General features: G+C 36.9%; 22 protein-coding genes. 8 read left to right on the top strand and 14 right to left on the bottom strand.

Going from position 1 to position 24,466, the window contains the following annotated elements:
• Positions 1–84 precede the first annotated feature (84 nt).
• The 6 genes from BM327_RS04285 to ribD form a co-directional block, all read right to left on the bottom strand.
• Entirely contained in the window at positions 85–1,836 is a 1,752-nt protein-coding gene (locus BM327_RS04285; RefSeq protein WP_139230245.1) for a T9SS type B sorting domain-containing protein, read from the bottom strand.
• Positions 1,837–2,031: 195 nt separating this feature from the next.
• Positions 2,032–3,546, bottom strand: coding sequence for an OstA-like protein (locus tag BM327_RS04280; protein ID WP_139230244.1), 1,515 nt, complete (start codon positions 3,544–3,546; stop codon positions 2,032–2,034).
• Positions 3,547–3,587: 41 nt separating this feature from the next.
• Positions 3,588–4,862 (bottom strand): adenylosuccinate synthase, encoded by a 1,275-nt coding sequence (locus BM327_RS04275; protein WP_090246715.1) that lies wholly within the window; start codon positions 4,860–4,862, stop codon positions 3,588–3,590.
• Complete coding sequence (locus tag BM327_RS04270; RefSeq protein WP_139230243.1) at positions 4,859–5,218, bottom strand: STAS domain-containing protein; 360 nt, start codon at positions 5,216–5,218, stop codon at positions 4,859–4,861. The genes BM327_RS04275 and BM327_RS04270 overlap by 4 nt, the downstream gene beginning before the upstream one ends.
• A complete protein-coding gene (locus tag BM327_RS04265; protein WP_090246712.1) occupies positions 5,218–5,673 on the bottom strand; it encodes a Fur family transcriptional regulator in 456 nt (151 codons plus the stop codon). The genes BM327_RS04270 and BM327_RS04265 overlap by 1 nt, the downstream gene beginning before the upstream one ends.
• A gap of 154 nt (positions 5,674–5,827) precedes the next feature.
• Positions 5,828–6,865: a bifunctional diaminohydroxyphosphoribosylaminopyrimidine deaminase/5-amino-6-(5-phosphoribosylamino)uracil reductase RibD gene (ribD, locus tag BM327_RS04260; protein WP_090246710.1), complete on the bottom strand. Its 1,038-nt coding sequence runs from the start codon at positions 6,863–6,865 to the stop codon at positions 5,828–5,830.
• Between the two features lie 79 nt (positions 6,866–6,944).
• Between ribD and yaaA the strand changes: the two genes are divergently transcribed.
• A complete protein-coding gene (gene yaaA, locus BM327_RS04255; RefSeq protein WP_090246708.1) occupies positions 6,945–7,709 on the top strand; it encodes a peroxide stress protein YaaA in 765 nt (254 codons plus the stop codon).
• Between the two features lie 79 nt (positions 7,710–7,788).
• Here yaaA and BM327_RS04250 read toward each other — a convergent pair whose 3' ends face one another.
• Positions 7,789–8,580 carry a hypothetical protein gene (locus BM327_RS04250; protein WP_090246706.1) on the bottom strand — a complete coding sequence of 264 codons (792 nt, stop codon included), beginning with the start codon at positions 8,578–8,580 and terminating at the stop codon, positions 7,789–7,791.
• Between the two features lie 325 nt (positions 8,581–8,905).
• Here BM327_RS04250 and rocD point away from each other — a divergent pair, with 325 nt between their 5' ends.
• The 4 genes from rocD to BM327_RS04230 all read left to right on the top strand — a co-directional run bounded on the left by rocD (position 8,906) and on the right by BM327_RS04230 (position 12,723).
• The gene (gene rocD, locus BM327_RS04245) at positions 8,906–10,186 is read left to right on the top strand and encodes an ornithine--oxo-acid transaminase (protein ID WP_090246703.1); all 1,281 of its coding nucleotides are present in this window, start codon (positions 8,906–8,908) and stop codon (positions 10,184–10,186) included.
• Between the two features lie 132 nt (positions 10,187–10,318).
• Positions 10,319–11,275: a glucosaminidase domain-containing protein gene (locus BM327_RS04240; protein ID WP_090246701.1), complete on the top strand. Its 957-nt coding sequence runs from the start codon at positions 10,319–10,321 to the stop codon at positions 11,273–11,275.
• A 145-nt stretch (positions 11,276–11,420) separates the two neighbouring features.
• Positions 11,421–12,323 carry a histone deacetylase family protein gene (locus tag BM327_RS04235; protein ID WP_090246699.1) on the top strand — a complete coding sequence of 301 codons (903 nt, stop codon included), beginning with the start codon at positions 11,421–11,423 and terminating at the stop codon, positions 12,321–12,323.
• A gap of 1 nt (position 12,324) precedes the next feature.
• A complete protein-coding gene (locus tag BM327_RS04230; protein WP_090246696.1) occupies positions 12,325–12,723 on the top strand; it encodes a hypothetical protein in 399 nt (132 codons plus the stop codon).
• Position 12,724: 1 nt separating this feature from the next.
• Here the strand turns inward: BM327_RS04230 and BM327_RS04225 are convergent, their stop codons facing one another.
• Complete coding sequence (locus tag BM327_RS04225) at positions 12,725–13,804, bottom strand: hypothetical protein (RefSeq protein ID WP_090246693.1); 1,080 nt, start codon at positions 13,802–13,804, stop codon at positions 12,725–12,727.
• A gap of 107 nt (positions 13,805–13,911) precedes the next feature.
• Positions 13,912–15,582, bottom strand: a complete 1,671-nt coding sequence (locus tag BM327_RS04220) for a S8 family peptidase (RefSeq protein WP_090246691.1) — start codon at positions 15,580–15,582, stop codon at positions 13,912–13,914.
• Between the two features lie 113 nt (positions 15,583–15,695).
• Here BM327_RS04220 and BM327_RS04215 point away from each other — a divergent pair, with 113 nt between their 5' ends.
• Positions 15,696–18,248 (top strand): S8/S53 family peptidase, encoded by a 2,553-nt coding sequence (locus tag BM327_RS04215; protein ID WP_090246688.1) that lies wholly within the window; start codon positions 15,696–15,698, stop codon positions 18,246–18,248.
• A 57-nt stretch (positions 18,249–18,305) separates the two neighbouring features.
• Entirely contained in the window at positions 18,306–18,728 is a 423-nt protein-coding gene (locus BM327_RS04210) for a DUF5606 family protein (RefSeq protein WP_090246686.1), read from the top strand.
• Positions 18,729–18,777: 49 nt separating this feature from the next.
• On the opposite strand, the gene BM327_RS04205 is transcribed toward BM327_RS04210, so the two are convergent.
• From BM327_RS04205 to BM327_RS04190, 4 genes are all read right to left on the bottom strand, one after another.
• Positions 18,778–19,614 carry a hypothetical protein gene (locus tag BM327_RS04205; RefSeq protein WP_090246683.1) on the bottom strand — a complete coding sequence of 279 codons (837 nt, stop codon included), beginning with the start codon at positions 19,612–19,614 and terminating at the stop codon, positions 18,778–18,780.
• 129 nt (positions 19,615–19,743) lie between these two features.
• Positions 19,744–20,088, bottom strand: coding sequence for a HopJ type III effector protein (locus BM327_RS04200; protein WP_090246680.1), 345 nt, complete (start codon positions 20,086–20,088; stop codon positions 19,744–19,746).
• A 120-nt stretch (positions 20,089–20,208) separates the two neighbouring features.
• Positions 20,209–21,006 carry an alpha/beta hydrolase gene (locus BM327_RS04195; protein WP_170853667.1) on the bottom strand — a complete coding sequence of 266 codons (798 nt, stop codon included), beginning with the start codon at positions 21,004–21,006 and terminating at the stop codon, positions 20,209–20,211.
• 235 nt (positions 21,007–21,241) lie between these two features.
• On the bottom strand, positions 21,242–22,834 hold the full coding sequence (locus tag BM327_RS04190; protein WP_090247611.1) for a peptide chain release factor 3: 1,593 nt from the start codon (positions 22,832–22,834) through the stop codon (positions 21,242–21,244).
• A gap of 204 nt (positions 22,835–23,038) precedes the next feature.
• Here BM327_RS04190 and BM327_RS04185 point away from each other — a divergent pair, with 204 nt between their 5' ends.
• Positions 23,039–23,791 carry a murein L,D-transpeptidase catalytic domain family protein gene (locus BM327_RS04185; RefSeq protein ID WP_170853666.1) on the top strand — a complete coding sequence of 251 codons (753 nt, stop codon included), beginning with the start codon at positions 23,039–23,041 and terminating at the stop codon, positions 23,789–23,791.
• Between the two features lie 62 nt (positions 23,792–23,853).
• Here BM327_RS04185 and BM327_RS04180 read toward each other — a convergent pair whose 3' ends face one another.
• Positions 23,854–24,465 (bottom strand): fumarylacetoacetate hydrolase family protein, encoded by a 612-nt coding sequence (locus BM327_RS04180; protein ID WP_090246667.1) that lies wholly within the window; start codon positions 24,463–24,465, stop codon positions 23,854–23,856.
• Between the last annotated feature and the right edge of the window lies 1 nt (position 24,466).

The raw sequence follows: 24,466 nt of genomic DNA, 5'->3' as shown, positions 1-24,466 counted from the left end.
TTAAATTAAAATTGGAATGTCATATATCGACAAAAAAAAAGCAGCTCCGTTTTTGAGCTGCTTTTTTTAGTAATGTTTTACCGTTTAACGTAACAGTAAGATATTACCTGTTAATTGTTCTACATATGCTGAGTTTGTAGTGCTGTAGGTAAGTTTCCATACATAAGTACCGTCTTTACAAAATTCATTGTTAAAGCTTCCATCCCAAAAATCATGAATACTTGTTCCTTGGAAAATCATTTGTCCCCAGCGGTTGTATATACTCCATTCGAATCGGCTAAATTCTGCTTCGCTCTCAAATTTGAATGCATTGTTGTGCCTGTCTCCATTCGGTGTAAATGAATTCGGTGCGAAGACCAAAGGATCACAACTGTGGGTAGTGATGTAAACTTCTTCAACTACACTTTCACAACAATTTGTAGCCAATAGAGAGTAATGTCCTTCCTCGCTGATGTAAAGAATTTCTGAGGTACTACCTGTGGACCATTGGTAGCTTATTTCATCGTCATTAATGTGAGGTACAAGTGCGTAAGTTTCATTTTCGCAAATCAAGGTATCATTCCCTAAAGAAAGTTCTAATGGAGGAATATAACTTACAAGTAAGGTATCTTTTCTTGTACATCCCTTGCCTTCAATTTCCAATAAATAAGCACCTGTTTGTGTAATTAAAACATTGTTTTGTACACTTTGTTGGTTTAGGGTATAGTTGAATTGAGGATCTAAGTTAAAAGTAAGACTATCTCCTATGCAAATGGCTGTATCACTAATAGTCGTGAATTCAACCTTTATTATTTCAACAAACATAGAGTCTGTATACGAACACTGGTTCTGAGATAGGGTATAGGTAACCATTTCTGTTTCTGTTACCTCATAGTAAGGTAGATTACTTGCATCGTGCCAGTTAAAAGGATAGGTGTTTTGAGGCGATGAAATTCGTAAGGTATCTCCGAAACAAAAGCTGGTATCAGCCGGTAATAATGCCGTATTTGGATTGAAAAAGGTGACATTATAACTGTTGATATACATAGAATCTGGTGTGTTTACTTCAACGCTATAAACTCCAGGGGAACTTATGGTTTTTGTACTACTCGTATCCGAATCATTCCATAGGAAATTAGCATTGGGTAAATTGAAAGTTACCGTATAGTCCAATTGATTACATAAAGTGGTGTCTATGTAATAAGTAGGAACTATTAACTCTTCCATGATGATTTGATCTATACCCATGCGTAAAGCTGCGTCTTCTTGCAGTGAATAAATATCCCCATTAAGATCGTCGTCTGTGGGCAAAAACTTTAAGGTATGAGAAGTTGAACTTGCCGTAAAGGTAAGGGCTCTATATTCCCATATCAGATTTACATCATCATAGGGAAGGGTACTTGTAGAGGTAGCTGTTGTTAAAACAAGACTATTGTCTACATAAACACTCCAAGACCCGGAGGTGTCTCTACAGTTTTCTTGTTTTACCACAGATTGGTAAAAACTAATGTGATACACTTTCCCCGGTACCAAACCATTTACAGTTTGCATTATACCTTCATGAAAATTGTCTCCTCTTACTCCTGAAATGAAGGAAGAGCCAATTTTAGGGGTACCCGCAATTCCAATTTGAGGCATAGGGCCATTCAAATTCGTAAGGTCGGGCGTATCTCCCAAACCTTGAAAGCTTGGTGATACATTACAATTTTGATCTGAGGCGGGGATGTTTGACCATCCTGTTGGAAGTGCAGCCAAGTTGTTAGAGCCACTTCCTAATAAATTTGGGTTAGTGAAAGTTTGAGCTTTCACGTGGTTGAAAAAAATAGTCGTGAGAACAATTAATAATACTTTTTTCAATGCTAAAGTTTTAAGTTACGTAATGCGCGTAATTACATAGCCGTAATTATCCTTTAGCTGTAAACAGGTAAATCGGGGTCTAGAATGTAAAAAGTATTTTTGTCAAGTTTAGTGCATTATAAACTACTTAAATAGTTGAATATGAATGCTCTATAAATATATGAAAGTCTTTTGAATAAATCGTTTAAAAAACGATTATTTAACAGAAATGGAGTAGCTTGTCCAGTTTTCTGGACGGCGTTCTGGCTTCCATTCAAAGCCTTGAACGTTCATTTCTTTGGTCTTGATTTTATTGAGGGGATAGATCACGCCATCTGGGTTTTGGCGGTAGGCAATTCGTCTTAACTCTTGTTTTTCAAAGTATAAGGTGATGTTTCCACCATAAATTCTGGCCATACCACTGCGTTCTACAACTACTAAAGTGTCTGATTTATCCTCTTTTTCTACGTAGTATATGGTTTGCGCATTACTATTAACATTGGCATAACGCAGGGTATCATCTCTAAAATAGGCATGCATGGTTTTTCCTCCTACTTGGTTGTAGTAGTTTAAACTATCTTCTACTTCATTCACGATAATGGCATTCTGTAGAAGTTCTATGTTGTCAATTTTATCATTTTTTTGATGAACAATTAAGGTGTCTGCCGACATTTGGGTTTTGTCTGACCATAACATGGGATCTTTGTAAAGGTGAAGCACACTGTCTTTTTGGTTCATGCTTAAAGAATCACATATACCTTGAACATCATTTTGTATCACTACCACATTATTATAGGCCAATATCAATTCACTTTTTTGAAGACTATCCATGTAATTGAAAAGACTGTCAGCAAAGATAAAGGTAGAGTCTTTTTGCTTGTAGCTAAGTACAGATGCGTGTCCTGCCAAATAAGCAAAACCTGCCTTTTCATCACTGCGTGCAAAATCGCCCCAGAATTCAATTTTTTCTGTCGTGTCTTTAATGATTACACACCCTCTAGCTTCTGAAATACTGTCGAGTTTAGAATAATATACACTATCTGCAGCGATATTGGTTCTTTCGTCTATTATATAGGCATTTCCTTGAAGCACACCTTTTTCATTTTTAGCGTCATACCAACCTTTTTCGCAATACATGTTGGTTTGCGTTGCAGTTATGTGGGTTGGACCATAGAAATAGGCAAGTTTGCTATATCCATTAAACCTTAGGGTGTCTGTGGTTACTTTGTAATCGTTGCTTTGATAAACTACATCTTTACTGAAAGTGAAGTTTTTTGAGTTAGGGAAGAAGTAACCAATTTCTGAACTCAGTACTTCATTGCTTAGTATAGAGGTGATTCTACCACCATTTCTATATATTCCCGCACTTTTTTTAACGTCGTATTCTAAGGAGTCTGTGGTGAGTTTATATTCACTGTCCCTAACCCTTACGTTACCATAGAGCTGGGCTATTTCCTTTTTTAAACTGTAGTGTAAGGAATCACAAAAGAGATTAAGTGTATCTTTTTTATTGATGTTGACCCGAGAGTAGGCTTTGAATTGATCGGTCTTAATGTAGTAGCGGGCAGAATCACAAAACATTTTCGTGTTTTCGTGTTCAAAGACTACGTTTCCTTTTAAAAACAAGGTTTCTCCGGCATCATCGAGCAAGAAAATTTTAGCGTTTTTCACCAAATCTTTATAATCTCGCTGGGCAATAGCCGAAGTACTAACCAAAAAAATTGCGCCCATAACAAGCGCAATTTTTAATATGTTTTTAAAGAATATCACTCTTATTTTCTATTATCCAAAGTTTGATTTCTATCCGGACCAACTGAAACAGTTGCGATAGGAACTTCAAGTTCTTCTTCTAAGTATGCAATGTAATCAAGAAGTTCTTGAGGAGCATCATTCATAGATGTAAGTTTTGTTAAATCTGTGTTCCATCCTTTGATTTCTTTGTACACAGGAGTGATTTCAATACCGTCGATATCGAATGGTAAGTAATCCACTTTTTCTCCATCTATAATGTAGTGCGTACAAACTTGAATTGTTTCAAAGTTGTCTAATACGTCCGCCTTCATCATAGATAATTCAGTAACACCGTTAATCATGATAGCGTAACGCAATGCTGGAAGATCTATCCAACCACATCTTCTTGGTCTACCTGTAGTAGCACCAAATTCAAATCCGTCTTTTCTGATTTTTTCACCTACTTCGTCGTGTAACTCCGTTGGGAATGGTCCAGAACCAACACGTGTACAGTAAGCTTTAAAGATACCGATCACGTTTCCAATTCTTGTAGGAGCAACTCCTAAACCAGTACAAGTACCAGCAGTAACAGTGTTAGATGAAGTAACGAATGGGTAAGTACCAAAGTCAATATCTAACAACGTTCCTTGTGCACCTTCTGCCAAGATAGATTTACCTGATTTTAAGGCATCGTTGATGAATTGCTCAGAATCAACAGCTGTCAATCCTCTCAATACTTCAATTCCTTCAAAGAAAGCTGGCTCTAACTCTTCGATGTTGTATTCGAAACCTGCATGGTGGTTTAACAACTCAACATGCTTCGCTTTTAATGCTTCGTATTTCTCTTGGAAGTTCGCCATGAAAATATCACCGACTCTCAATCCATTTCTACCTGTTTTGTCCATGTAAGTTGGACCAATACCTTTAAGGGTAGAACCAATTTTATTTTTCCCTTTTGCAGATTCAGATGCAGCATCTAATAATCTGTGTGTAGGTAAAATTAAGTGTGCCTTTTTAGATAATATCAAACGTTCTTTAATGTTGATATTGAAAGGAGCTAACTTTTCTAACTCTTTTTGGAAGATTACAGGGTCTATTACAACACCGTTACCTACTAAGTTTAGAGTATCTTCTCTAAAAATCCCAGATGGAATTGTGTGTAATACGTGTTTGATACCTTCGAACTCAAGTGTGTGACCAGCGTTTGGTCCACCCTGAAAACGAGCAATGATATCATATTTAGGGGTAAGAACGTCTACGATCTTTCCTTTACCTTCGTCTCCCCATTGTAATCCTAAAAGTACATCTACCTTCATGCCTCTTGTGCATTTAAAAAATTAAGTGCTTCCCTTGTGGACGCACAAATATTAAAAATTGATTTTAATTTCGATATTTCGAATATGTTCTCTATGTGCGAGTTTACCTGTGTTAAAACAAGTTCACCTCCCGCACTTCTTAACTTTGTAAAACATTTCAAAAGTGTGTTTAAACCACTACTATTCAAATGTGTAAGTTCTTGGAGGTCTATGATGAAGTTGTTGTTTCCCTCATCCATTCCTTTATCAATAGCGCCAAGTAATTCCTCAAAATTTTCGTTGCTCAACATCCTTCCTTGTAAAAAAAGAATAAGCACCCCCTTAGAGGCCGTTTCTATTTTGTGAATGATGTTCACTACTGTTCTTCTGTTTCTTCTGATTCTGAATTCTTGACACCGTAAAAGTAAAGTGAGTGGTGCTGAATTTTAACACCAAATACTTCTTCTACTGTAGCCTTGATAGCCTGAATACGTGGATCACAGAATTCGATAACCTCTCCTGTGTCCGTACAAATCATATGGTCGTGTTGTTTATATCCATGCGCTTTTTCAAACTGGGCAATGTTCTTCCCAAATTGATGTTTACGCACTAAATTACACGCCAATAATAATTCTATGGTATTGTATAAAGTTGCACGAGATACGCGGTAGTTTTGATTTTTCATCTTGATATAGAGGGATTCTATGTCGAAATGACCGTCGTAACCGTAAACTTCTGCGAGTATGGCGAAGCGTTCAGGAGTTTTCCTGTGACCGTTTTTTTCAAGATAGGCAGAAAAAATATCTTTTACCGTTTCCTGTATGTTTTGCATTCACCTTTCAATTAAGCAACAAAAGTAATATAAGTATTCGAAATTGTAATGCTTGTTTCAAAAAAAATCTAGGGCTTTATTCACAATGTAACGTGAAAGCTTGTTTTTGTCTAAAGATCAAACTTCTATGTGGTTAAGGATGTTGAACCTTTCCTTACAACTTATTATATAGTATGCTAATTTGGTCTTTGCCAAGTTTATCTTGCTGAACAACTTTTCCGGTTATGTTTGGCGCTTGAACGCCTTGCTCTAGCTCCGCTTCACCAGTTAAAATTCTGGCCTCATCCCAAAGTGAAGTGGCAATGAATTCTTTTAGGGTAAAAGCTCCTCCTTCCACAAAAACAGAGAGGATGTTGCGCGCGTAGAGGTCGTCTAAAATATTCGAAACTGTGATTTCTGAAAGCCTTTTTACCTCCACATGCCCAGGAAAATCTGTAGCTTCTTTAAGGGTGTAAATAACCGTAGGTACGTCATCTTTAAATAACTGAGCAGATTTTGGAATAGAAAGTTGTGGGTCAATAACAAATCGGGTTGGGTTTTTACCCTCTACTTCGCGCACCGTTAAGCTGGCGTCGTCGTTGGCTATGGTTTTCCACCCCACAAGGATGGCTTGTTCTTCAGATCGCCACTGATGAACCAACTTTTTTGTTTCGGGTTGGGTGATCCAAAATTGTCCTTTCTGATTATTATCTCTGTTTATATCTATAAAGCCATCTTGGGTTTGCGCCCATTTTAAAATAACGTAAGGTCTTTTCTTTTGGTGAAAGGTGAAAAAGCGTTTGTTCAATTCCAGAGCTTCTTGTTCAAGCACACCTACTGTGGTTTCTATGCCTGCGGCTTGAATACGGGCATTACCTTTACCGGAAACCTCAGAGAAAGGATCTGTACAGGCAATAACACAGCGTTTAAATTTAGAGGCAATAATTAAATCTGCACAAGGAGGTGTTTTGCCAAAATGAGCACAAGGTTCTAAACTTACATATATGGTAGAGTGAGGAAGCAATGTTTTGTCTAGAACACTGTTCACAGCATTTACCTCTGCATGTGCTTCACCACATTTTTGGTGGTATCCTTTACCAATGATTTCATTATTGTAAACTATTACAGAACCTACCATGGGGTTTGGGGCTGCATTTCTACCTCCTTTCTTGGCCAAGTCTATGGCCAATTGCATGTAATCTTTATCCTCCATGCAACAAAGATAGAAATCCTTCGGTTTGGGTTTAGGAGAAACTAAATGACTTGTTATTTTTGTTGCAAAGTTTAGCACAATGAAAATATTAATATCACCAGCAAAGTCTTTGGACTACGATAGAAATGTTCCAACTCCCGAAACATCTATACCTCAATTCATAGAAGAGGCAGATTATTTAGCCAAGAAACTCGGGAAATTCTCTGCAGGAAAGTTTGAGAAAATGATGCACATTTCTAAAGATTTGGGTGAGTTAAATTTTCAGCGTTACCAAGCATGGGAGCGACCAACAGCATTAAATGAAAACGTAAAGCCTGCTGCAACTGTATTTACTGGAGAGGTGTATAGAGGTTTGGCCATAGAAACTTTTACAGAAGATGAACTTAAAAAAGCTCAAGAGGATTTGCGTATTTTATCAGGTTTATATGGTATGCTAAAACCTTTGGATTTGATGTATCCTTACCGCTTAGAAATGGGAACAAAATGGGCGGTTACACCAAAGAAAACGAACCTATACAAATTCTGGGGAGATAAAATTGCAGATGCCTTGAACGATGAAATGCAAGAGGGTGAGTTTATCGTGAATTTGGCTTCTAATGAATATTTTAAAGTGGTAAACAAGAAGAAAATTAAAGCTGAGATAATAACTCCAACGTTTAAAGATCTAAAAGGTGATACCTATAAAACGATTATGATGTACGCTAAGAATGCCCGCGGTGCCATGGCGAAACAAATCATTCAGGAGGGGATTAAGACTATAGATGAAATTAAAACTTTAAATATAGACGGCTACCAATATTCAGAAAGCATGTCAGAAGGAAATGAATTTGTTTTCATTCGATAATAAGAAGTACTAAAAAAAGGAAGAGGCTATCAAATTTGATCGCCTCTTTTTGGTTATATATTGAAAACTTGAAACTTTCTTATTGTTGGTAGATTTTATCTGAACTTCCGTCTGCGTACGTTTGAATTACCATTCCTTTGTAGTATTCATCTACGTCTTGTCCTAAAAGGTTTGTTCTACTTATAATTTCTTTACTACCTTCTTTCTTCACCGTTATAATTCCAAATTCGTTTACAGTTCCGTCGAAATCTGTTTGAGATAATTGGTAGTACATTGTAGTATTATCTACCTCAAAATCTGTAAAAGAGTAGTGGAGTTCTTGGTCAGAGTTTCCAGCTCCTTGTATCATAGAAATAACTGTCCAGTTTACACCGTCTGTTGATTTCTTCAAAGTAAAGAAGTCGTTGTCTTTTTCTGCTGCCGTTGTCCAGTTTAATTCTACGGTATTGTTTGTTGGGTTAATGTTGGCGTCAAATGCCGTTAAGGCTACATAAAGTACTCCTATGTATTCTCCACCTCCGTTGTATAAACAACCGATAGATCCGTTTTTACCTCCGTTACCACCGTTGTTATTGTTGTTGTTTGCGTTACCTCCAGTACCTGTTGGGTCGTATAAATAGTAGTTGGCAAATACCAACTGATTTGCAGGGCAGTTCACACCACTGTTTCCAGGAGTGTTACACAACAAAGATGAATCTCCACCCATGGCATTAAGTAGGGTGTCTAAGTTCATATCCAAAACTAATACTTCAGAACAGTTACTCGCTCCATTACAGGTGTTGTTAGCTCCACTCGTAATTGTATTCGGACAACTCGTTTGTGCTACACCTAGGAAAGCGATAAATGAAAGTAAAAGTGTTAAGTTCTTCATTACAATTTTATAGGTTTGTTTTGTTTAGTTATGTGTGCATTGTAAAATCTGCTACAAAGGTAAGGGCGTGTTAGCGATGTGTGCATAAGATTTTGACGAATGACATCAAATTCTAGGTGAATGAATTTGTTGTGTGCGAATATGATTTTTAACATCGATAAACGTTGTTTTTTAGTCGATTAATGAAAAGAGAAGCTTCTAGAATTTCCTTTAGAGAAGCAAAAAAAAATGATTACTTTTGAGGACCCGATTTTCTAGAGAATTCGGGAGGTTTAGGAATTTTTTCTTCCCTTTCACAAGGGGAGATGCGTAAAATGAAAAAGTAATGAACACAACAATGGAGAAGTTAACATCAGAGGAATTAATCCAATTAGAAGACAAACACGGAGCGCACAATTATCATCCACTACCTGTAGTTTTGGCAAAGGGTGAAGGAGTTTATGTTTGGGATGTAGAAGGAAAGAAGTACTTTGATTTCTTATCAGCATATTCAGCAGTGAATCAAGGTCACTGTCACCCGAAGATTGTAAAAGCGATGACAGATCAGGCGCAAACACTTACGTTAACGTCTAGAGCATTCTACAACGACGCATTAGGTCCTTTCGAAAAATACGTAACCGAGTACTTTGGTTTTGACAAAGTATTGCCAATGAACTCTGGTGCTGAGGCAGTAGAGACAGCAATTAAAATTACCAGAAAGTGGGCTTACGAGAAAAAGGGGATAGCTGAGAATGAAGCAAAAATTATTGTTTGTGAAAATAACTTCCACGGAAGAACAACAACAATTATCTCTTTTTCAAACGATCCTGTAGCGAGCAACAACTTCGGACCGTACACACCAGGTTTCATTCGTATTCCTTACGATGATGTTGAAGCTTTAGAAGCAGCTTTACAAGAACCTAATGTGGCAGGTTTCTTGGTTGAACCTATTCAAGGAGAAGCTGGGGTTTATGTGCCTTCAGAAGGTTACTTAACAAAGGCTAGAGAATTGTGTAAAGCGAACAACGCATTATTTATTGCCGATGAAGTTCAAACGGGTATCGCTCGTACAGGAAGTTTATTAGCGGTTTGTGGAAACTGTTCATGTGGATCAACTTGTGAAAAACAGGAGACGTACAACGAACCTGATATTTTAATTTTAGGTAAAGCAATTTCAGGTGGTGTATATCCTGTATCTGCAGTATTAGCTAACGATGATATCATGGGAGTAATCACACCAGGAAACCACGGTTCTACTTTTGGGGGTAACCCAATTGCAGCAAAAGTGGCTACGGCGGCATTGGAAGTTATCAAGGATGAAAAATTAGCTGAAAACGCACAACAATTAGGAGAGTTATTTAGAGCGGAGATGAACCGTATTATCGCAAATACTGATTTAGTTAATGCAGTACGTGGTAGAGGTTTATTAAACGCAATTTTAATTAACGACACTGAGGAAAGTTCTACAGCGTGGGATTTATGTGTAGCCTTGAAAGAAAATGGCTTGTTAGCAAAACCTACACACGGTAACATCATCCGTTTTGCGCCACCTTTGGTAATGACCAAAGAGCAATTGATGGAATGTGTTGCTATCATCGAAAAAACAATTACTGAGTTCAAGAAGTAGTTCAGTAACAACTTATAAAGAAAGGCATCTCAAACGTTGAGGTGCCTTTTTTCGTGGTTTAAACATTTATTTTATGAATTTTGTAACTATTGTTAATAACTCACGTTTATATGTTCATAAGTGAATTCAAACATGAAAGTATTACCTTACATAACATCGGTTACATTTTTGTTTTTGAGTAGTTTAAGTGCTCAAGCTAAAATCACAAAGGAAGATTACATTGCACAATGGTCTAAAGTGGCGATTGAGCAAATGCATGCACACAAAATACCTGCTTCTATTACTATGGCTCAAGGTATTTTAGAAAGCTCTTATGGAAACTCTATGTTGGCAACAGAGGCGAATAATCACTTTGGAATTAAATGTCACAGCTGGGAGGGAGAAAGAGTTTACAAGGATGATGATAAAAAAGATGAGTGCTTTAGAAAGTACGCGCATGCTTTAGAATCTTTCGAAGACCATAGTTTGTTTTTAACGGGAAGATCAAGATATGCTGAGTTGTTTACCTATGATGTTACCGATTACAAAAGTTGGGCAAAAGGTTTGCGGAAAGCAGGATATGCTACCAATCCAAAATACCCGCAGTTGTTAATTGACATCATAGAGAAAAATGAATTGTATAAACTTGATTTTTCAACCCTAGATCAACCTTTGGCAAAAGTAGATATTGCAGAACAAACCTTAGAGGAGGTAAGTACCAAAGCACCTCAAACGGGTAAGTTGAGTAAAGCAGTAAACTACAACTTACACAAGGTTACTGTTAACAAGGCGAGAACACAGTACATCACTGCTAAAAAAGGAGATACTTACTATAGAATAGCAAAAGAATTCGGTTTGAGTTTACATCAAATTTATAAATACAATGATGTAATTAGCAAGCAAAATACCATAGAAGAAGGAGATAAGATCTATATCATGCACAAAAGAAATAGATCGAAAAAAGAAAGAACAACAGAAGTGAAGAACGCCACTTCGTTGAGAGCAATAAGTCAAGAGTTTGGAATTAAGCTAAAACGACTACAAAAATTAAATCCTACGCTTTCACCTTCTAAAGAGTTGGCGGTAGGGACAACAGTATTCCTTAGATAATATCGAGGAAAGAACATACCTTAAATGGTTTGTTTGTGATCTCAAAAATTATTGTTTTTTGTTGAGATTGTTGTTTGTTTGAAAAAGCCCCCATTATGTTGGGGGCTTTTTTATTTCCAATTTGTTTTCCTTTTATTTTAGTGGCATGTTAAAAATTGCTTTCGATCCTATTTATGCACATAGCTTGCCTCCGGGACATCGCTTTCCTATGGCGAAATATGAGTTGTTGCCTCAACAGTTAATGTATGAAGGAACGGTGGAAGAAGAGAACTTTTTTCGTACGGATGAAATAGCTTTAGAAACAGTTTTAGCCGTTCATGATGCTGCTTATGTAAAGCGTTTAAGAGCATTAGAATTGACCAAAAGGGAGCAACGTGTAACGGGCTTTCCTCACAATGAACAATTGATAGAAAGGGAGTTTAAAATCATGGAGGGTACACGGCAATGCGTGATTTATGCCCTAGAATATGGTGTTGCCATGAATATAGCTGGAGGGACACATCACGCTTTTAGCAACAGAGGAGAAGGTTTTTGTTTGTTGAATGACCAAGCCATAGCGGCAAGATGGGCCATAGATCAAGGGATAGCAAAGAAAATTTTAATCATAGACTTGGATGTGCACCAAGGGAATGGAACTGCTGAGATATTTGCTGATACACCTGAAATTTTCACTTTTTCTGTTCATGGAAAACACAATTACCCTTTAAAGAAGGAGAAGTCGGATTTAGATGTTGCCGTAGAGGATGGTATAAGGGATAAGGAGTATTTGTATTTGGTAGAGCGACACCTAGAAGAGCTTTTGGCCAAAGTGGAGCCCGATTTTTTGTTTTATCAATGTGGAGTTGATATTTTAAAAACAGATAAATTAGGAAGGTTAGGAGTGAGTATAGAAGGATGCAAACGCAGAGATGAGATAGTTTTTGAATTGGCCAAGAAGAATCATTTACCCATCGTCTGTTCTATGGGAGGTGGATATTCCCCCCAATTAAAAAATATTATTGAAGCACATGCCAATACCTATAGAACGGCACAACATATCTATTTTTAAAATGAAGAAATTACTTTTAGCCACGTTAATCTTTGTGTTCAGCGCTTGTGGATTGAGTACGCAAGAAGAATTGATACTATCTAAAGCCGTTGGTGATTATGTAGATGCAATCAATCAAAATCAAGTCTTGATTAAGCTCGGTTTAACCCATCCAAGAGTCGTGAAGTATTATACTGATCAGGGAAAAGATACGGTTCAGAAATACTTCGATTTAGAAAATTACAGTATAAATAACTACGTTAAATCTAAAATGTGGACAAGCGATAATACCTTATGCATAGGTTATAGCTATACCTACAATGAGCAAAATCATGTCTTTTACGCCATTCAAAGTAAAACCCAACAAAATTGGTTATTTATCGATGAGCGCGATGCATTTATGTTTCCAGAGTTATTCTAGGTTAATAATCGTATGATTTTCCGTTTTGATAAAAGAGGAAATTTCCTTTACTGGTTTCCACCCTTACGATGTTTGCATTCACATCAAATTCGGCCTTGAATACCTTGGTTACCTCTTTGGTTGTACCGTAATTACAGACCGATACACCTCCCATTACATTTCGAAAGGCTACCGTTTTATTGGAAAGCTTGTATTCTTCAGGGATGTAGTTACAAATTTGCGTGACTTGTTCTCCGTCGTACATAAAAAACAAGTTGGTTTCACCCCAAACAACTATGCTGTCTTTAACTTCATAAAAATCGGGGGAATAATTACTGATTTTCTTTAGGTCACCATCCTCGTAGTACATTAAATTCCTGTTTTGATCAAGGTAGACTGCAAAATTATTTCCTGCTTTGTAGGAGGGGATTTGTACGGCTTCTATATTGAATATTTCACCGTTTTCATAAAGGGCAAAGCTTTGATTTATAGGATCGTTGAATACGCTAAAACCATAGCCTGAAGCATAGGAGAAACTAAACTGAGAACTTCCAATCTCTGTAATTTTACCTCTGTCAAAAATATACTGGACTTCTCCTGGACCTTTGAATCCGAAAGTGGTTGGACCAATGTTTTGTGGAAGGGTTAATTCCTCTAAGCTATAAGTTACCAAGTAAATACTATCCTTATAATGTGCTTTAATGGAATTGTCGCGCGAGTCTATAAAAACAACCAAGGAATCACTCACAGCATAGTAATCTGCAAAATTACTCAGTGTTTTTCTTCTTCCATTTTCCCAGTGAAATAATATTGGACCTATGTTCCATGTCACAGAATTTAACCCCAATTCATAGCGAACCGCCGTGTTGTTTAGGAAGTGCTTTTTTTTGCCGTCGTACACAAACAAATCTCTTTTATGATCTCTAAATACGATAAGGTTTTGATTGTATTTATACTCTGTAGGAGGGAGGTAATCTAATTGCTTACTGTAACCATTTTCAAAAGATCTTAAATAGCCTATGTTATCTAAGAAAGGAAATAAACCCTGTGCGTTTAAGGCGTTGAAGGAAAGTAAGAAAGTAAATAAAAGTAAAAGTCTCATAATTCTATGTAAGCAAATAGTTCTCCAAATTTAGCTAAATCTTTAAACTAAAAAGGGATACACATATTGCGTATCCCTTCAAGTATTTAAAAGAAAGTAGAAAGAAATTATTTTTTCTTATTCTTCTTTGCTAATTCTTTCGATAATTTTTGAGCAGCTTCTGTAGCAGCTAATAAATCTATTGTTCCACCAGTTACAGATAACTTAGAGAAAGCAATCGTTTCAATGTTGTTCAAATCTCTCATTGAAGCACCTGGCTTAACAACTTCTAAATTCTCGTAAGTTTTAGCAGTCTCTAACAAGATGTTCTTGATTTGTAACATATTCAATTCAGGGAAGTAGCTCTTTAAGAAAGCAGCTGCTCCGGCAACCATAGGAGATGCCATAGAAGTACCTTGAATTGCTAAGTAAGTAGTATCTCCTTGTACTGTGTTGTAAATTTCTAAACCTGGAGCGAAAACGTCTACACGTGTTTGTCCGTAGTTAGAGAAACTTGCAGCCAACTGAGAAGGAACTGTAATACTGTCAACTACCTCTGTTGCCAAGTAACGAGAACTAGCACCAATAGTTAAGTATAAAGAAAACTCTTCTGTTTGGAAAGGGTAGTAAGAAGTAGGGTAGTTTGGTTCTACGTCTACATCTTTGTGATCGTTTCCTGCAGCGTGTACAAATAATACACCTTTAGATTCTGCATATTTGATTGCATCGTAAACCCACTTACCGTTTGGCGAGTAGTTCTTACCAAAAGATCCGTTGATGATTTGTGCTCCGTTATCTACTGCATAACGAATGGCTAAAGCGATATCTTTATCGTGCTCATCTCCGTTAGGAACAGCTCTTAATGACATCAATTTAACATTCTCAGCAACTCCGTCACCACCTTTACCGTTTCCACGAACAGCACCAATAATACCACCTACGTGTGTACCGTGTAATGCGTCAGGACCTTCAACGTCGTTGTTACCGTAGTTTACGTCTAAAATGTCGTAAGGATTATCACCTATGATAGATCTATCATCGTAGTACGCGTTGTAGTTTGCATGTAACCTTCCTTGAAGACTTTCTACAGCTCCCATTAACATTTCAGCCGATAAGTTTCCTTGTTTCACTTCTAAAGCGATGCTTTTGTGTTGGTTACCATCTTCTGTAGTTGGCTCCCAATTTTGTAATTGCTCTAAAGTGTAATCAGCTCCTAAAGCTTCTTCAGCTGCTGCCATAGCTGCAGGAATTACTTCATTTGCTAACGTGTTATATCTAGCTACTATGGCTTCATATCTTTGCTTTGTAGCTTCGTATTCAGCTTTAACTTCTAAGTAAAGTTTGTAGTCATCCATTTCTGCTGCAGAAACTTCAGCTTCAGTAACACTTGCAAAACGTGGGTTCAATTGCGCGTAAAGTCTTGTTAACTCTAGTCGTGTTTCGTTTTGGTTAGTACCATCTGCGTTCCCTAAGAAGTTCCATCCGTGAATATCATCGATGTAACCGTTGTTGTCATCATCAATTCCGTTTCCTGGAATCTCATCTGCGTTTACCCAGATTTGACCCTGTAAGTCTTCGTGGTCTATATCTATACCACTATCAATTACAGCTACTACAACTTCTGAAGATTCTTTTTTCTTCATTTTTTTGTAAGCAGCCTCTGTATTCATTCCTGCTTCACCGTTATACCAGTTCTTGATTTCTTCTGTTGAAGGTTTTTCATTCAACTGTGCGTAAGCAGAACTAAAGTACGTTACTGCCAATGCCGGTAAGATTATTTTTAAAAATCTTCTTTTCATAGTTTTTATATGATAATTTTCGAGTTACAAATATTCCATTTTTATTTTAATCTCACCCCTTTTTTTACACCTTTTACTTTAAATTTACGTTCTAAGGTTAAAATATACTATAAATGGTACACGCGCAAAAAATCCTTATGTTCTGTTTTGTTTTGATAGCAGGCATTGCATACGGACAATCTCCTAAATTCAATTGGGACAAGGTAATGGCAAAATACGGACAAGAGATTATTCCTTTTTCTGTTCCTTATACTTATAACAACTTGAACTATCTACACCGAGAAGGTGTTTTGATTAAAAGTATTACCAAAGATTATATTTTGTGTAGTGCCACCCCCAACCTTATTAATGAGGGGTACAATTCAGGTAAATTGAGTGATTTTTATTTAGAATTTTCTAATCCTACAGCCCTAGATGATACAGCTCGAGCTTTGTTGTTTGTTGATCAAGTCCATCAAGGAGTGAGTCCTTTACCTACGGGATATACAGGAGAAGGAGTTATCATAGGTTTTGTTGATCAAGGTTTGGATTTTACGCACCCTGATTTTATAGATGACAATGGAAATAACAGGGTTATTCGCTATTGGGACCAAGGAGCGGGAACAGGACCAAATACTCCTGCAGCTTATGGCTACGGTCAGGTTTGTGATAGTGCCAGCATCAATGATGGAACCTGTCCTTACACAGAAGAAAGTTCGGCTCACGGAACTACTGTAACCGGAATAGGTTGTGGAAATGGTAAAGCAAATGGCTCTAATATGGGGATGGCTCCTGACACAAAAATTATTTTTATAGAAACCAATTTTTCTTTGCCAAACTGGACTTTGACTGTGGCAGATGCTTGTGATTATGTTTTCAGAGTTGCAGATTCTTTGGGAAGACCGGCAGTGGTGAATTTAAGTGTAGGTTCTTACATAGGATCGCATGATGGAAATGATCCTGCTTCGGAGATGATGGAACAATTGTTAGATGCCAAAAGAGGTAGATTGATTGTTGGAGCTGCTGGTAACTCAGGAGCATTAGGAAATTATCACGTTAGAAATTTCCCAACATCAGATACTTCATTTATATGGTTAAAAGCCAATCCTAATGGGGCAGGAGGAGCGAACACGGTGTTATTTGACTTGTGGTCAGATACCGCGGATGCAACCTATAGTTATGCCTACGGTGCGGATAGACCAAATAATTTTACTTATGCCGGGGGTACTAATTTTAGACAAGCATTGGTAAATGTAGGAACACCTAAAAACGATACCATTTATAATGCAAATGGTGACAGAATAGCAACGATTATAACTTATACAGAGATAGTAGGGGGAGCTTTTCATATTCAAGGTTACTTTAATCAAGTAGACTCTACAACTTATAATTTTAGATTTATGACCAAAGGATCTGGTCAATACGATTTATGGAGTACTGCGAGTTTTGGGTTGAGTACCATCGTTGAAAATATACCTTCAACTGCGGTAATGCCGGCGATAGCGAATTACGTTTTACCAGATGCGCAACAATCCATCGTTTCATCATGGAATTGTTCAGAGAAGATAGTTTCTGTTGCAAATACACTGTGTAGAACCCATCACATAGATAGAAATTACAATACCTATAATGCAGGGGCGGGAGCATATCCCGGTGAGTTGTCTTCGACTTCAAGTAAAGGACCTTCAAGGTTAGATGTTATTAAACCAAATATTTCGGCTACGGGTAATGTTACATTAGGAGCAGCACCGGAGTGGTTGAGAAACAACGTGAGCTATTATCCTCTTTTGGATAGTGGAGGTTACCATGCAAGAAACGGAGGTACTTCTATGGCTTCTCCAACTGTAGCGGGAATTGGAGCTTTGATGTTGGAGAAATGTAACCGTTTATCTTCAGAAGAATTTATTGCTGCCATTCAGAATACAGCCAGAGAAGAAAGCTTTATGGGGGCATTGCCCAACAATGGATTTGGATATGGAATTGTAAATGCCTTGGATGCAACAGCGAGTACTTATTTCGAAGCGGAATTATTGGGCGATACAGTGGTCTGTGATGGAATCGCATTGGTTTATCCTGATGGAAATCCTATAAGTGTGGAGTGGTATGATAACTCAACGAATGTAACCTTAACGGTTACCCAGCAAGAAGATAGTGTTTGGGCTACCTACGTGATGGATGAGCGTGGTTGTGAAGGTTTGAGTGATACAATAAGTTTAACAGTGGGAACCATGCCTGCTACACCTTCAATTACTTTAAATGGTAATGTGTTAACCTCTACTGCTGCAAATAATTACCAATGGTTTATGAACGGAAGTCCTTTAACGGGCGAAACCAACCAGACTTTAGTTATAAATACTGATGGTACCTACATCATGGGTACTTTGAGTAATGATGGGTGTTGGGCTTATTCTGATAGTATTCGTTACTATTTAGGAGTTCAAGATGAAGTGGAAAGTATGTTTAAGGTTTATCCTAATCCTACACAAGGAAAGGTTACGATTGAGCACTTTCAACAAGAGGACTTTTCAGGTGTAATTACCAATATAACAGGTGCTAAGGTAGCAGGTTTTGAAAGTGGGATTTTGGGTAAATCTGAAATAGATTTATCGGAATTAGCTACGGGACTTTACCTTTGTAAGATAGTTTTAAACAATAAAACGTATACAATTAAAGTTATTCGAGAATAGTTAATATGGCATTAACTTATTATTTTTGAATCCTTAAAAATTTGAACAAACTTTAATATGAATCTCAAAGGAGTAATATCAATATCAGGTCGTCCAGGACTTTTTAAAGTAGTAGGACAAGGTAAGAACAACATTATCGTAGAAGCTTTAAACGACAACAAAAGAATTCCAGCTTACGCAACAGATAGAATTTCAGCATTAGAGGATATTTCTATTTACACGTACGAAGAAGATGTTCCTTTAAAAGAGGTTTACATCAAGTTCAGAGAAAAAGTTGCTGATGAGCAAGTGTTATCTCACAAGGAGTCTTTGTCTAAATTAGAAAGCTTTTTAGAAGAAGTTTTACCTGATTACGATAAGGAAAGAGTTTATCCATCTGACATCAAAAAATTGTTTCAGTGGTATAACCTATTGCACAAAGCTGGTTTAACAGCACCAGTTGAAGAAACAGCAACTGAAGCTTCACAAGAGGAAGAGTAAGAAACATAATAATTAAAAAGGGCATTCATTGAATGCCCTTTTTTTATGCTTAAAAATGATAGTGCTGTAGTAAATCTATAAGTCGTTCGAATTGTTTAATTATTTCGGTATCCACCTTAGAATTTATATTTACACGTAAGTACAAAAAGGGGAGAGAAGATACTTGATCGTTGTTTTTATAAAACTGCTTGTAGTTTGCCCCATGTATGTAAAGAGATTTCTGTCCACCAAATTCTTTAAAGGAAATATCAAAACACTGTTTTAGATTAACGATAAAACGTTTCTCTTCTTGTTCTCCAAAATATTGATGAATAACAAGTTCTGAACGGGAAAGATTGAAATCGTAGTTGACGCTATCCGGAACAACCTTTTGTCCTGAACTATTATAAATATTGAAGTTACTTGAGAGGCCCAATTGAAGACGAATACTATCTACCAAGGCATACGCTTCTTTGTATTGCGACCTGCCAGCATCTTTATACAAGGGTTTTAAATTTTTCCAATAAAATGGATCTACAGGTGCATATACAACAGGTATATGGATTTGAAAAGCTAGATTAACACCTATTTCATCTTTTTGTATCCATGTGTAGGCTAAATCTAACTCTTGTTCAAAGCGTTGATGTTTTCTATTTCCAGAGGTATATACACCTTCAAGATAGATTGCCTTGCATTCTTCGCTTTCTATACTGTAAAAAGTATCTATGGCTATGCGTTCGTACTCTTCTATTTGTGTAGCTTGCTGGGAATAATAAATATCTTGTTGATATTTCAATAAAGTCATTGCTTCATCGATTTGCTCTTGATTTAAACACACTACATAATTTGCCAGTAGGTGCGTAGAAAAACAGAGCACAAAAAGGGTGATTGCCGTTTTAATATGCATAATATAATTTGAGAACTAAAATGTATACGCGTCGGCAATTTAAATGGATTTTTTAATAAACGGAAATTTAATTGTAAGGGAGTGCTTGATATAGAATTCAATAGCTATGCACTCCCATAAAATAGGTGTTTACATAGCAGTTAAAGCTTCGCCTTTAAAGCGAATACCTTCCCAACCGTGAAGCATGAAGTTTCTAATGTTTTGGTGCCCCGTTCCCTCAGGATCATTCAATACTTCTTCGAAATAGAATTTTCCAAAACATGCTAAAGTTTCATCTTTAGTTAAGTTGTTTAATTTTCCAAAAGCAAAGATTTTACAAGAACCATTGTTTTGTCCGACTTCATTTTCTAACGTACCATTCGTAAATGCATTAGGTGTGAAGTTGTAGTTTGAATCAATAAGCGCTATTGTTTCCTCAAAACTCACCTCTGTAGGATGATTTTTTAATTTTTCTAAGTATTGTGTAAATGTCATTTCTGAATTTTTGGCGATAATACAAAGAAAATTAAGCACAATAAGGGGTATTCTTACGCACAGTGTTGGGATAAGGAAGTATCTTACAGAATAGTAAAAAGGATTTCGCTTTTTTAACAGTTACAGCACCTTTTCCTTCACGATTTTTAAATATTCAGGGTTCTTGCTAATTCCAATATGTCCCTGATTGATCAAGGGATACGTATGAAGGTTTTGGTGTCCTTCATTTTGTAATTTTTGTGTGTGACTAAATGGAATGACTTTATTAGCTGTACCATGAAAAATGTGCACGGGAATTTTACAATTTTGTAAAAACTTATTCGTGGTGAAAGGATATTTCACCAAAAACTCTGGGAATATCACAGTTTTTTCCTTGCTCAAGGTTGCCATGTTGTAGTAAGGTGCATGCAGTACCAGCTGTTGCGGTGAATTAGTTGAAGCAATGTGTGCTGCCATAGCCGTACCTATGGAGTACCCCATAACAGTAATTTCATTTTCTGCATACCTATTCTTCACCCAATTGTAGGCGGTTTGGTTGTCGTTAAACAATTGTTCTTGACTATTGATGTTCCCCTTACTTTTACCAAACCCTCTATAGTCGGGCATAAAAACGTCGTAGCCAAGGTTTAGATATTGAATGGCCTCAGCTCCCCAGGAAGACAAAGAACCTGCATTGCCATGTAAATAGAAAATTATTCCTTTAGGTTGGTCTACTTTAAAGTGTAAGGCATGTGTTAAGATACCATCGGCTTGTTCTATCCAAACTTCCTTGTATGCATTGGGGAAATCGTAGATGTATTGTTCTGCATCTTTTTTGGGATGAAACAATAACTTCTCTTGTGCGATAAATGCAAAAAAACATCCAGCAAGGTATAAACCTAATGGCCATTTTAATAGGTGAATGATCTTCTTAAGCATCTCAAATAATTTAATACGCGCCTTTAATGTGCACATTAGTAGTGCATAGCAAAATGTTAGCTGTTTTTTTGAGGTCTTAGTAGAAAAATGGAGGTTAAATCCTTTGCAATATTACTCAATATCTGGTAGATGGAGAGATGCTTTTCTTAAATAATGATGATTTGTTGATAAGTAGGGATGAAATGTTTTTAACTAAAAAAAACGGTCAACTCTAAAAAGTTGACCGTTAATATTGTTATGCTTTCACTTTAAATTCTGATGTTTTGTGGAAGGTAATATCTGGATAGTCTCTCTCTGCCATTTGCAACAAGAAAGGCGTTTCGGCTAAGAAAACTAAGTTTCCATCTTTATCTTCTGCAATGTTACCTGTTTTAGCACGCATGAAGTCTTTTAATTTAGCTTCATCATCAGAGGTTATCCAACAAGCGGTGTGGTAATTTTTAGGAGTGAAGGAACATTTCGCTCCGTACTCATGGGTTAAACGGTGCAAGATAACGTCAAACTGAAGTTGTCCTACTGTACCCACAATCTTTCTGTTACCGGGTTGTTGAATGAATAACTGTGCTACTCCTTCATCCATTAACTGCTTAATACCTTTATCCAATTGTTTAGACTTCATCGGGTCTAAGTTTTGTAATTCTTGGAAGATTTCTGGAGCGAAAGATGGTATTCCAACAAAGTTCATTACTTCTCCTTCCGTTAATGTATCACCAATCTTAAAGTTACCAGAGTCATATAAACCAACTACATCTCCAGGGAAGGCTTCATCTACAACAGATTTATCCTGAGCCATGAATGAAGTAGGGTTAGGGAATTTCAATTTCTTTCCTAAACGTATGTGTTGGTAAAAAGTATTTCGTTCAAATTTTCCTGAAACGATACGTAAAAAGGCAATTCTATCTCTGTGCTTAGGATCTAAGTTGGCGTGAATTTTAAATACGAAACCAGAGAACTTGTTATCATTAGGCTCTACTTTCTTAACGTCTGTTTCACGACCTCTTGGCGATGGAGAGATTCTAACAAAGGCATCTAATAATTCTTTAACCCCGAAGTTATTTACTGCTGAACCAAAGAAAACAGGAGCAACTTCTCCTGAAAGGTAAGTCTCAGGATCAAAATCATCGTACACTCCATTAATTAAGTCAAGCTCAGAACGCAATTCTTCTGCAGGTTCTTCGCCAATTAATTCATCCAATTCTGGATTATTTAAATCATCGAAAGAAACAACTTCGTCAGAAATTTTTGTTTTGTTGGCAGAGAAAAGGTTTAAGTTTTCATCATAGATGTTATACACACCTTTGAATCTATCACCCATACCTATAGGCCATGCCAATGGTCTAACTTTAATATTTAGTTTGCTTTCAATTTCATCCAATAAATCGAAAGGATCTTTACCCTCACGGTCCATTTTATTGATGAAAACGATAACTGGTGTATTTCGCATTCTACATACTTCCATCAATTTCTCTGTCTGCGCCTCTACACCGTTGGCACAGTCTATTACAAGAATAACGCTATCTACTGCAGTAAGTGTACGGTAAGTATCTTCCGCGAAGTCTTTGTGACCAGGTGTATCAAGTATGTTGATTTGTTTACCGTTGTATTTAAAAGCCATTACAGAGGTCGCAACCGAGATACCTCTTTGCTTCTCTATTTCCATGAAGTCGGACGTAGCCGTTTTCTTGATCTTGTTGTTTTTAACCGCCCCTGCAGTTTGAATGGCCCCACCAAAAAGTAAAAGTTTTTCTGTTAAGGTTGTTTTACCGGCATCGGGGTGAGAAATAATACCAAAAGTTCGTCTTTTTTCTATTTCCGTTTGGTGCTTCATGTGTCTTTCTATTTGTAATCTGCGAACATGTAGTTGTTCATTCAAAATTTTGCTTTCCAATCTATTTGACTAATACAGCCCTTGTAATTGTTGCAATCTTCTCTTATCAAGAAAGTTAGGAAGGCAAGATAGTTTTTTATCTTGCTTCCTAAAATTCCTTAAAAGTCAGCAAAGGTACTGAGATTTTATCTATTTTCGCTCGCTGTGGAGAGAAAAGACAGCTATTTTAAATGGATACTCGTTTTGTGTTTGGTACTTGTTGCCCATGCAAATGTGAGAGCAGAAGAGGGAGAGAAAACAGACAAATCAGATTCTACATCATTAACTTTAGCGGAACGTTGGAAAGAAACAGCTTTAGAACGTTACCAATGTTTAGAGGATACCAATCTAAATTTTGAAGCATTCGAATTGGCCTACCGCGGTTATACCAAATTACTTTTAGAAGGAGAATTACAAGAAAGCAAATACTTAACGGTAGTTGATTTTTCTTTATCGTCTTCAGCAAAGCGCATGTATGTGATAGATATGGAAAGCGATACAATTTTGTACAATACCTATTGTGCACATGGTCGCAATTCTGGAGGGGAATACGCTAGAAAGTTTTCTAACAGTACAGGAAGTCACATGAGTAGTCTTGGGTTTTACTTAACCGCTAATACCTATGCGGGTAAATTTGATTTAGCCTTGCGATTGGAAGGTTTGGAACGCACAAATTCTAAGGCAAGAAGTAGAGGAGTAGTGATGCACGGCGCTAAATATGCAAATCCATCTTTTTTAGAACGCAACGGTATGTTGGGAAGAAGTTATGGATGTCCTGCCGTGCCAACGGATATGGCTGAACCAGTAATCAATACCATCAAGGGGGGAAGTTGTTTCTTTATTTATCACCCAAGTAATTATTACTTGAGTCAATCCAAAATATTGAAAGATTATTCCTTCCTATTGAATGAAGGATAAAAGATACAGAACAAAAAAAAGCGAAGATAAACTCTTCGCTTTTTTTGTATCCTTAATGGAACTTACTTAATGCGTAAATTCAATAATTTTTCTTCACCAATATATCCTTCTAGGGTATCTCCAATGTTAACCGGACCAACACCTTCTGGTGTTCCTGTAAAAATTAAATCTCCGATTTTTAAGGTCATGAATTGCGACAAGTAAGCAATGATTTTGTCAATAGAAAAGATCATATCGTTGATATTTCCATGTTGCACTTCCTCGCCATTTTTCAACAGTTTAAATTCGAGGTTATCCATGTCTAAATCTTTTTTATTTAAGAATTTCGGACCAATAGGAGCGCTGTGTTCAAAGCTTTTGGCAATTTCCCATGGCAAACCATTTTCTTTACATTTTTGCTGTAAATCACGTGCTGTAAAGTCTATACCAAAACCAATTTCATCGTAATATTCATGTGCATAGCGTTCGGCTATATTTTTACCCAGCTTTTTTATTTTGATTACCAATTCTCCTTCGTAGTGAAGATCTTTTGTAAAATCTGGGATGAAGAAAGGGTTATTCTTTGGAAGAATAGCCGTATCCGGTTTCATAAAAAATACTGGTTCTGTAGGTAGGGGAGAGTTCATCTCCTTGGCGTGTTTGGCGTAATTTCTTCCTATGCAAATGATTTTCATA

This window comes from Lishizhenia tianjinensis (genome assembly GCF_900116425.1).
GTDB classification, from domain to species: Bacteria; Bacteroidota; Bacteroidia; order Flavobacteriales_D; family Crocinitomicaceae; genus Lishizhenia; species Lishizhenia tianjinensis.
The sequence above is the reverse complement of the archived record's forward strand: the minus strand, read 5'-3'. Positions and strand labels throughout refer to the sequence as shown.